This window comes from Desulfobulbaceae bacterium, assembly GCA_013792005.1.
Taxonomy (GTDB): Bacteria; Desulfobacterota; Desulfobulbia; order Desulfobulbales; family VMSU01; genus VMSU01.
The window spans coordinates 1-8214 of sequence record VMSU01000019.1 but is presented as its reverse complement, the minus strand read 5'-3'; the positions used below and the strand labels follow the sequence as shown (position 1 = coordinate 8214).

Sequence of the window (8214 nt, the reverse complement as noted above, 5' to 3'; positions counted from 1 at the left end):
TAGTTACTCCTCTCAATCAAATAGGTTGAGTTGTGGGGTGATGGTCTCGGGCATTGCCGCTGCAGCCTCGATACCGGACCAGGAGGTGATCAATTCATTGTAGGCGCGGGCGTCTTCGGCCCAGCCCTGACGTTCACACAGGGTGTAGAGACGATAGGCAAGCTGGCGGATGGCCTCGGTCTTGCCAGTAAGGACACCAAGGAGCGCCCCAGCAGCCGCTTCGCCGCTTTGTTTCAGCGCGCGGATTAACTGGTGCAGGGCCTCCCAGATTGGCAGACGGATGTCGGTGGTGGGATCCCAGTCGGTGGGATAGTCGGTCCATTTGCGTAGCTGGACCTTGCCTCCGCCGCTGAAAAGTACACCGGACTCATTCAGTCCGCTGACACTGGTCGACTTGGAGCGGGCCAGGACATCGGCCTCACCAAAATTACCTTCACTCCAACCGTGCTGCTCGAACCAGTGCAGGCAAAATTGGGAGTCGGCATCGAAATCGTCCTCAGCCAGGAAACGGTTGATGAGCTGGAGCGCTGTTTTGACGCCCATGGTCGAACCGTCTGCCTCCAGCACAGCAGCATATTTGGAGAAGACCGCCATTCCGGGACCAATGATAGCCTGGGAGAGATCCACCGGGGCCACCGGTGAGTGGTCACCCTCCGCGCCTCTAGTCATCTCGTCCAAGGCTTCGGGCAGGATGGCGTTCAACTCGCGCTGGAATTGGCGGCGAGAGATGGTGGCGGCGTCGGCTAATCGCTGACGACAGACGAGGACGATTGAGGAGGCCAAGGCGTTGGTGCCTTGGTTAATCTTTCGATTTTCACGCTCGGTGCGCATCGGCCAGGTACCGGTGAGGGCGAAGCCGGCATGCAACACAGCTTCGAGAAAGGTCTCCCAGCCGGTAGAGGCCGTGCCGACCTCCTTAGTTTCAGCCGCTTTGAAGGCGTAGTAAATGGTGACCGGAAAGGCTGGATGGGCAGAGTGTGCTAGAGTGTGGATGGCTCGGGTCATACCGTTCAAAAAAAAGACCTCAGCCTGATCTTTGCCACCATGGCGGTAGGGTGAAGCTACCAGTTCCTCGGCCTTGGGCACGGCCATTGTGGAGAACAAACTTGGAAATACCAGTTTCAGGGCACGGCGTAGCCAAACATAGAAAAAGTCAGAAAGGTCAGCATAACTGATATTGTCGTAATAAGGCGGATCGGTCGAAATAACCTTGTTAATTACTTGGGCGCTGATTGGCGGGGAAGCGGCATCAAGTTGTAAAGCACAACCAATGGCTCCAAGAGATGTATTATTTGATAAGAGTCCTGCGACTGTATTGTCTACCATGCTTTGAAATGACCCGCTTGGGCCTCCCAATGTGTTGGCTTCAGCATAATCCCAAGACATTGGGATGGCCTGTCGGCCAAAAGTGTCCCCTGGACATTCGACACCAATCTTGTAGGTGCACAACGTGCTGGCCCGGTTACTTGTCTTGCTTGCAGCGAAGGCCAAATAAACGGCCACCGCATCGGCATAAGCGGTGGGTCCGGTTCCGCCTTGATCAAGAGGAGCATCAGGGGATGACTGGGCCTGATCTAATAAAGCACACATGGCATCAGTCTTAACTTTTTCTCTGACCTCGACGACTAAATCGGAAAGGGTGGTCAGAGCTAGCAATTGGCGAGGGGTGAATAGGTCACCAAATTTATTGAGGCCGTAATTCAATGTCCAGAAGTTACGTGGATCATCAGGTAATGGCGTATCCGGGCGCCATTGTGGTTGTGCCTGGTGGGCGATAGCCTCTTGCTCTGCTGTTGGCGAGAGATAGACGCGGCTTCGCTGACCCTCAGCCACAATTGCCATTAGCCTTTGCCCCATCCGCCCGGCCACACCTTCTGCCTTGATATATTGTGGCTCAATAGCGGCATTCGATAGCAGGCAGCGGAAATTTGCGCCCCTTGACAGCTTTGTGCCAGCCTTCGCCGCCTCTGGTGGTGGTTCCACCTGCACTGTAAAGCGATAACTGTCTCCAGCGATGACAGGCTTAACATAGGCCTCTTTGCCCTCCTTGATGGAGAGGACAAAGGAGGATGCCAGTGGCACTTCAACATGGGAAAAGACCGGGTTGGGACTCTTCACCGTCCTCGCCCAAAGCCAGGCAATGACGGTCAGTTGCTTGCCGACCAGTGGCCGCAAGTCCTCCCGTTCGCTGGCCATGCTGGCTGTGACCTCGATTGTGGGATAGAGGTGGCCGATCCTCTTTTCCGCCTCTTTCAGTAACCAGTGTCCATAACGCCGAACATCCTCGGCCAGGCCTTTAGCCCCAGACCAGTCCTTGCCGGCCATGGAGGTCTGCCTACCCTCACCCGGCAGTAAAGGCCCTATAGGCGGCCGACCCGAGAACTTGGGGGGGATCTCAATCATCGCCTTGTTGATCAACACAGCCACCGGGTTTAAATCCGAGGCATAGGCCGCAAGCCCAAGACGCTGGGCCTCTAAAGGAATAGCCCCACCTCCAGCAAAGGGATCGTGCAGGCCGGGCAAGGTTTCGGGATCAAACAACTCTCCCGCCTGGGGATGGTCTATGTTCAACTCACAGACCTCCCGCCAAGAGCGGCGGATCTCGGCCCGAGCCTTATCGAGGACAATCTCGTTGTTGCTGTTCTCCCAAAGCACCATTTCCTCAATAATCTTAAACAACCGCTTCCTGCTTGCCGCCCATGAGGCCTTGAGGTTACCCGGTGGGATAGCACCTGGATTTTCAAGTTCCCACTTCCACGACGGGTCGTTAACCATTTGAGCAAAGATCACCGCCCGCGCAGCCGCTAATGGTCGTCTGGCCCACCACAGATGAAGCGTCGAAGGATGTCCACGGCGGATAGACTTTTCTCGGGCACAAGCAGCATTGATGGCATCGAGCGGTAAAGCGACTTCTATAAGCTTCTTGGGGGTCTTGATTGGCAAATGGTTACTCCTTTTTTTTCTTCTTGCGTGAGGGACGTGGCGGTGTCGTTTTTCTCAAGGTTTCAGCAGATGCGGAAAGCAAATCAAATTGAATGAGGTTCTCAACGATGTCGATTACAGCATTTAATTGATCACTTGAAGGATTGTGCATCCTATGAGCCGATGCATTTCCTGCCTCAACAGCAGCTTCGATGATTTCTTTACTCCGCGATGTGAGGTAATTTTGCTCGACCAACTCTTTGATACCTTCAGTAAAACCCAGTGAATCTTCGAGCTTACGGGCCATAAAGATATCTATTACCGTCCTCAGCCCCATCATGGCCAACCTTTTACTGTCGGTGTAAAGAGCTGCGTATATCTCGGCGAGCAAGGCTTGATAGTCGGGGTGTAATTCGTTGAACCATGTTGGATGTCTTCTCGCAACCCGAGGAGGGTAATAGACTTCCTCATTTCCTTCTTCCTCTGAATTCCAACTGATTTGCTTCAGACAGACATCTTCACAGCCACGGCACTCCAACATCGTGTAGGTTGTAAACCACGAAATTTCGTAACCATTGTAGGGATCAACTATTTCGGAATCTTCCTGCCGTCGCTCAAAGACAACGTCGTGTTTGGTCTTATGACCACACCGGTTGCAATGGGCACGAATAATTTTGATATCGTCAGTCTTGACGGGATGTGTCATAGATAATTCCCTGTTCGCCTCGGGCGATTTTCTTTAAAATTCTCTGTCAACGCCAATGCTCGGGCCGTTGCAGGACATAGCCGTCACCCCCGGTGACTTGTGCCGGTAGCTGACTTTGCCGTAATTTGGCCTCACCAATGGTGAAGGCTCCGTTCGCCGCCAAGGTCAACTGCTGGGAATGGCGCTTTGGCGGCAGGGCAATAACGACACGCTTGTCCGAGAACCGCTCCCTGACCCTTTGGACCGGGGTAGTGAGATCACTATCGCCTGAGACAATGAGGGCGGTATCATACCGATTGTCGAAGGCATCGACCAGCAGTTGGGCTGCTATATTGACATCGGTCATCTTTTCCTCGAAGGTGGGCCATATCGCTCCACACTTACGGCACTGTACTTTTTTCTGGAGATAATGGCCTTCATGGATGGTTATGGCAGGCAGAGTGGCCAAGGCATCCAGGTAAGTGGATTGCCGTTTGGAATCACTGCTGTTATTGCCAGCATCACGGATACGGGCTGTAAAATAGTGGACCGCGACCAAAACCTGGTCAGGTTTCAACAATGATTGGGTTAGTTTGACCAAGTCCAACCAGTAATATTTTCGCCAACCTCTCTCCCGAAGACCAAAATAGAGGTTGAATCCATCGATGTAGGCTATGACTCTTTGCATACCTTGGGGTGTTCCTTTTTCGCGCAACAAATTATCACAAACATCTTGACATCCCCTGATAAAGTTTGCATAGTTTAATCATAAACCCCGCCGGTGAGAGTATTGCCGGCCCGACGCCTCCGCAGAGCAATATGCTCCGCCGGGGGCGTTTCTTTTTTTGATCCCGGCAACGGGTCTTCTCATCCCACCGCCTTCCGTAACAATTCGCTCAGATCAAAGTTGATACTGCTCACTGCCCAATCAGGCTCCTGACTGAATGGCTCCCGGATATAGTATGGTCCATCGGTTAGGTCCCCATCCACCACCACAATAGCCAGAACGAACTTGTCTGCCTGATTGAGGCCATACAATACCTCATTGCGGCTGACTGTGATAGTTGTTTGGCCCTTGGCCCGGCCTTTGACCTCGATGTGACGGGCCTGGGGTTGCTTGGTGCCCTCCATGGGCGGGTATGAGGTCAGGTCCCAGCCGCATTTTTGGGCCGAGACATCAACCACCCGGCAGCCACGGGCCTCTTCAGTGCCGCGTACAGCGTTCATGGCGAGTTGCTCAATGCGCGCACGGGCAACGGGATCAGCACCGAACAACGTAGAGGCAGCATCGACAGCGGGGTCCCCTCGTAATTTTTTAATCAGACCTGCAGGGATGACCAAAGCGCCGCTTAGTGCCACAGGGGTAGCGGAGGTAACATGACGCATGGACTGAAGTTCCTTTTTGCGGCCCTCTAGCCTGGCTTCAAGATCGGTAAGGGTTCGCCGGACGTTGTCCATCTGCAGGCGCACATCCTTGCCTGCTGACTGATCCTCAGAGAGTCTGATGTAGCGGTCGGACCAGAAATCAATCTCCTTGGTCAGACGTTCATTGACCGCGTGCAGAGTCTTGTCCACCAGGGCGATACGGCGACCAGCAATTTCATCAAAATGTTCCGGCACCAGCGTTGAAGCGGCCAAGGCCAGGGCGCGTTGCTCAAGGCCTGAGGTCAACCAAGGCTGAGCCAGGACTTCATCAAGTAGAGGACGAGCCGTGGCTTGAATGGCTTCAAGGTCCAGGTGCGGTGCCCAACCGGCGAAAGAGGCCGAGCCATCGGGTAAGACGTGGACGAATTGCAGACGTTTTGATATGACCTGGCCGTCCCCAGATTTTATCTCGTGGGTAAGGAGAAAAAGTAAGGAGGGCTGCTCGCCATGGTCCGTCGGGTCGACAAGAATGGCACCCTGGCGGAGTAGATTGGCGTGTTGCTCCAGCACCACATCGGTCAGAGCCAGCATGAGCGGATGGCCGGGATGAATCATGCTGGCGAAGACCAGGCCTGGTCGCTCCACCGGGCGTACAGCATCCTTAGCAAAACAGACTCGCTCATAGCGCTTCAATACCGGAGCCAGGTCGCGGCGATTGCGGCCAGTGATCAACCGGTCCCGTTCACGGAGAACGCCAGGAACATGGGTGATTTCATAACGTTCCAACTCACGGGGATACATGGAACCGTTTAGCGAGTCAAAGGCCTTCATGAAAAAGGAGCGGACAAAGTACGGCTGGAGCCTCCTGGCCTCGGCCTTTTCCATCTCCTCTTTGACCTTAAAGAGTCGTTCCGGTCCGAGGGTCTCGTTGGCTAGGGCATTACGGTCGAGGATGCTCTTCAGATGATCATGGTCTAGGGCGTTTTCAATCTTGGTGCTCAACCGGGCGCGAACTTCGGGTTGATCGCCGTAACGGATGGCCTGCATAAGCAAGTCTTTGAGACTGGTCTCCTCAAAAACTTCGCCTAGGATGTCGAAGACGCGGCCCTTCAATGCCTGACTTTCGACTTCCAGTTTCTGCAGTAAGCGGTGAAAAACATCGCCTTCACGGGTCTCCTTGGCCACCAGGTTCCAGAGGTGGCAGACTTCCTGCTGACCGATACGGTGGATACGGCCAAAACGCTGTTCCAGACGGTTAGGGTTCCATGGTAGGTCGTAGTTGACCATCAAGTTAGCGTTCTGGAGGTTTACGCCTTCGCCCGCTGCGTCGGTAGCGACCAGTATCCGGATATCAGGATCAGAACGGAAAAGGGCTTGGGCCTTGCGGCGGTCGTCGCGGTGGGTGCCGCCATGGATGGTGACAATGCTCTGGTGGCTACCCAAGACACCGGAAATCTTCTCGTACAGGTAGTTTAAGGTGTCGCGGTGTTCGCTGAAGATGATGATCTTGCGCAGACGTCCCCCAGCATCGAACATCTGCGGTTCGTTTTGGAGGATACGGGAGAGTTCATCCCACTTACGATCCTGACCAGAGGCGACCAGGGTTTTGGCCTGCTGTTCGAGTCCGCGCAGGATGATGATTTCTTGCTCCAACTCGGCGATGGTCTGGGCCGTCGTCGCCCTATCAACCAGGGATTCCTCAAGCTGTTCCTGCTCGTCGGCATTCAGATCGTCGTCATCTTCAGGGAGGGTGTCGAGGATCTCGGCCAGGATCCGCTGGCCCCGGACGCTGACATTATCCTCGCGCAGGCGGCGTTCGAGGCGTTCCCGGCGTCGTTTGAGAGACTGGAAGATGGCCTCGGGACTGGAGGCCAGGCGGCGCTGAAGGGCCGTGAGGGCGAAACCTACCGAGCCCCTGCGTTGGCCGTCAAGTTGATCGGCCTTGCCCATTTCAGTCCGTACATAGCTGGTGACGGCCTCGTAGAGCGAGGCCTCAAGGTCAGAGAGTTGATAATTGACAGTGTAGGCCCGTCGTTCGGGGAAGAGTGGTGTGCCGTCAAACTTGACCAATTCCTCTTTGACCATCCGACGCATAAGGTCTGAGGTGTCCACCTTATGGACACCGTCGCGGAATTTGCCATAGAAACGGTCAGAATCGAGGAGCGAGAGAAAGAGTTGAAAATCCTCCTCCTTGCCGCTATGAGGGGTGGCGGTCATCAGCAGTAGATGGCGGGTTTGAGCACCAAGGTTCTCAGCCAATCGGAAGCGACCGGTCTTCTCCAGTTTATTGCCAAAGAAATGGGCTGCCAGTTTGTGGGCTTCGTCGAATACCACCAAGTCCCAGCCAGCGGCGCAGAGTTTATCCTGCAGGTCCTCATTGCGGGCCATCTGGTCTAAGCGGACAATAAGATGATCAAGATCTTCAAAGGGATTGCCGGATGGTGTGGCGGATTCCAACTCCTTTGAAAAGACGCGGAACTCCAGGCCAAACTTCTCAAACATCTCATCCCGCCATTGTTCCACCAAGCCACCAGGTGCGACAATGACGATACGACGGGCGTCGGCCCTCATGATCAATTCGCGGATGTAGAGGCCGGCCATGATGGTCTTGCCCGCGCCGGGATCATCGGCCAGGACGAAGCGCAGGGGTTGTTGGGGCAGCATGGACTCATAGACCGCTGTAATCTGATGCGGCAGCGGATCCACATTGGAGGTGTGGACAGCCATCATCGGATCAAACAGAAAGGCGAGGTCAATACGTTTGGCCTCGACGGTGAGCTTGAAGGCCTCGCCATCGCCATCAAAGGACCAGGGCCGTTCGGCTGTGGCTATATCGATCGAGGTCTCGTCCCCTCGATTCAAGAGACGATCCTTGAGTGTGCCGTCCGGGGTCTTGTAGATGACCTGGACTGCGCCATCGGCGATAGGAACTACCGCAACAATGGTGGAGATGACCGAAGGTTCAATGCCGGTAAGCGCCAAACCTGGGGTGATGGATTCGAGGGTGATCATAGTGAGTCTTTGGCTAGGCTGACATCGGATAATAGTACCAAAGACACATTTTTAAATTGTGGTAGGTCGAGGCACATTGTTAGTTTCTTTCTTTTGCAGCAATAATTGGCTGGTGTTATTAGTGTTTTATTAGCAAGTATAGCCCGTTGGCGACTATATCCCGTAGTAAAATTTAATGTCAACCTGTTTCCTCCTAGTTCCCGCAATAATCCTGTTGCAATAATAGAAAC

4 protein-coding genes are annotated in these 8214 nt (G+C 54.3%); all 4 read right to left on the bottom strand.

Going from position 1 to position 8214, the window contains the following annotated elements; translation table 11 throughout:
* Positions 1 to 12 precede the first annotated feature (12 nt).
* Positions 13 to 2943 carry a DUF1156 domain-containing protein gene (locus FP815_00970; protein ID MBA3013513.1) on the bottom strand — a complete coding sequence of 977 codons (2931 nt, stop codon included), beginning with the start codon at positions 2941 to 2943 and terminating at the stop codon, positions 13 to 15.
* Positions 2944 to 2947: 4 nt separating this feature from the next.
* A complete protein-coding gene (locus FP815_00965; GenBank protein MBA3013512.1) occupies positions 2948 to 3628 on the bottom strand; it encodes a DUF4145 domain-containing protein in 681 nt (226 codons plus the stop codon).
* 46 nt (positions 3629 to 3674) lie between these two features.
* Positions 3675 to 4295 (bottom strand): NYN domain-containing protein, encoded by a 621-nt coding sequence (locus FP815_00960; GenBank protein MBA3013511.1) that lies wholly within the window; start codon positions 4293 to 4295, stop codon positions 3675 to 3677.
* Between the two features lie 179 nt (positions 4296 to 4474).
* Positions 4475 to 7981 (bottom strand): DUF3883 domain-containing protein, encoded by a 3507-nt coding sequence (locus tag FP815_00955; protein MBA3013510.1) that lies wholly within the window; start codon positions 7979 to 7981, stop codon positions 4475 to 4477.
* Between the last annotated feature and the right edge of the window lie 233 nt (positions 7982 to 8214).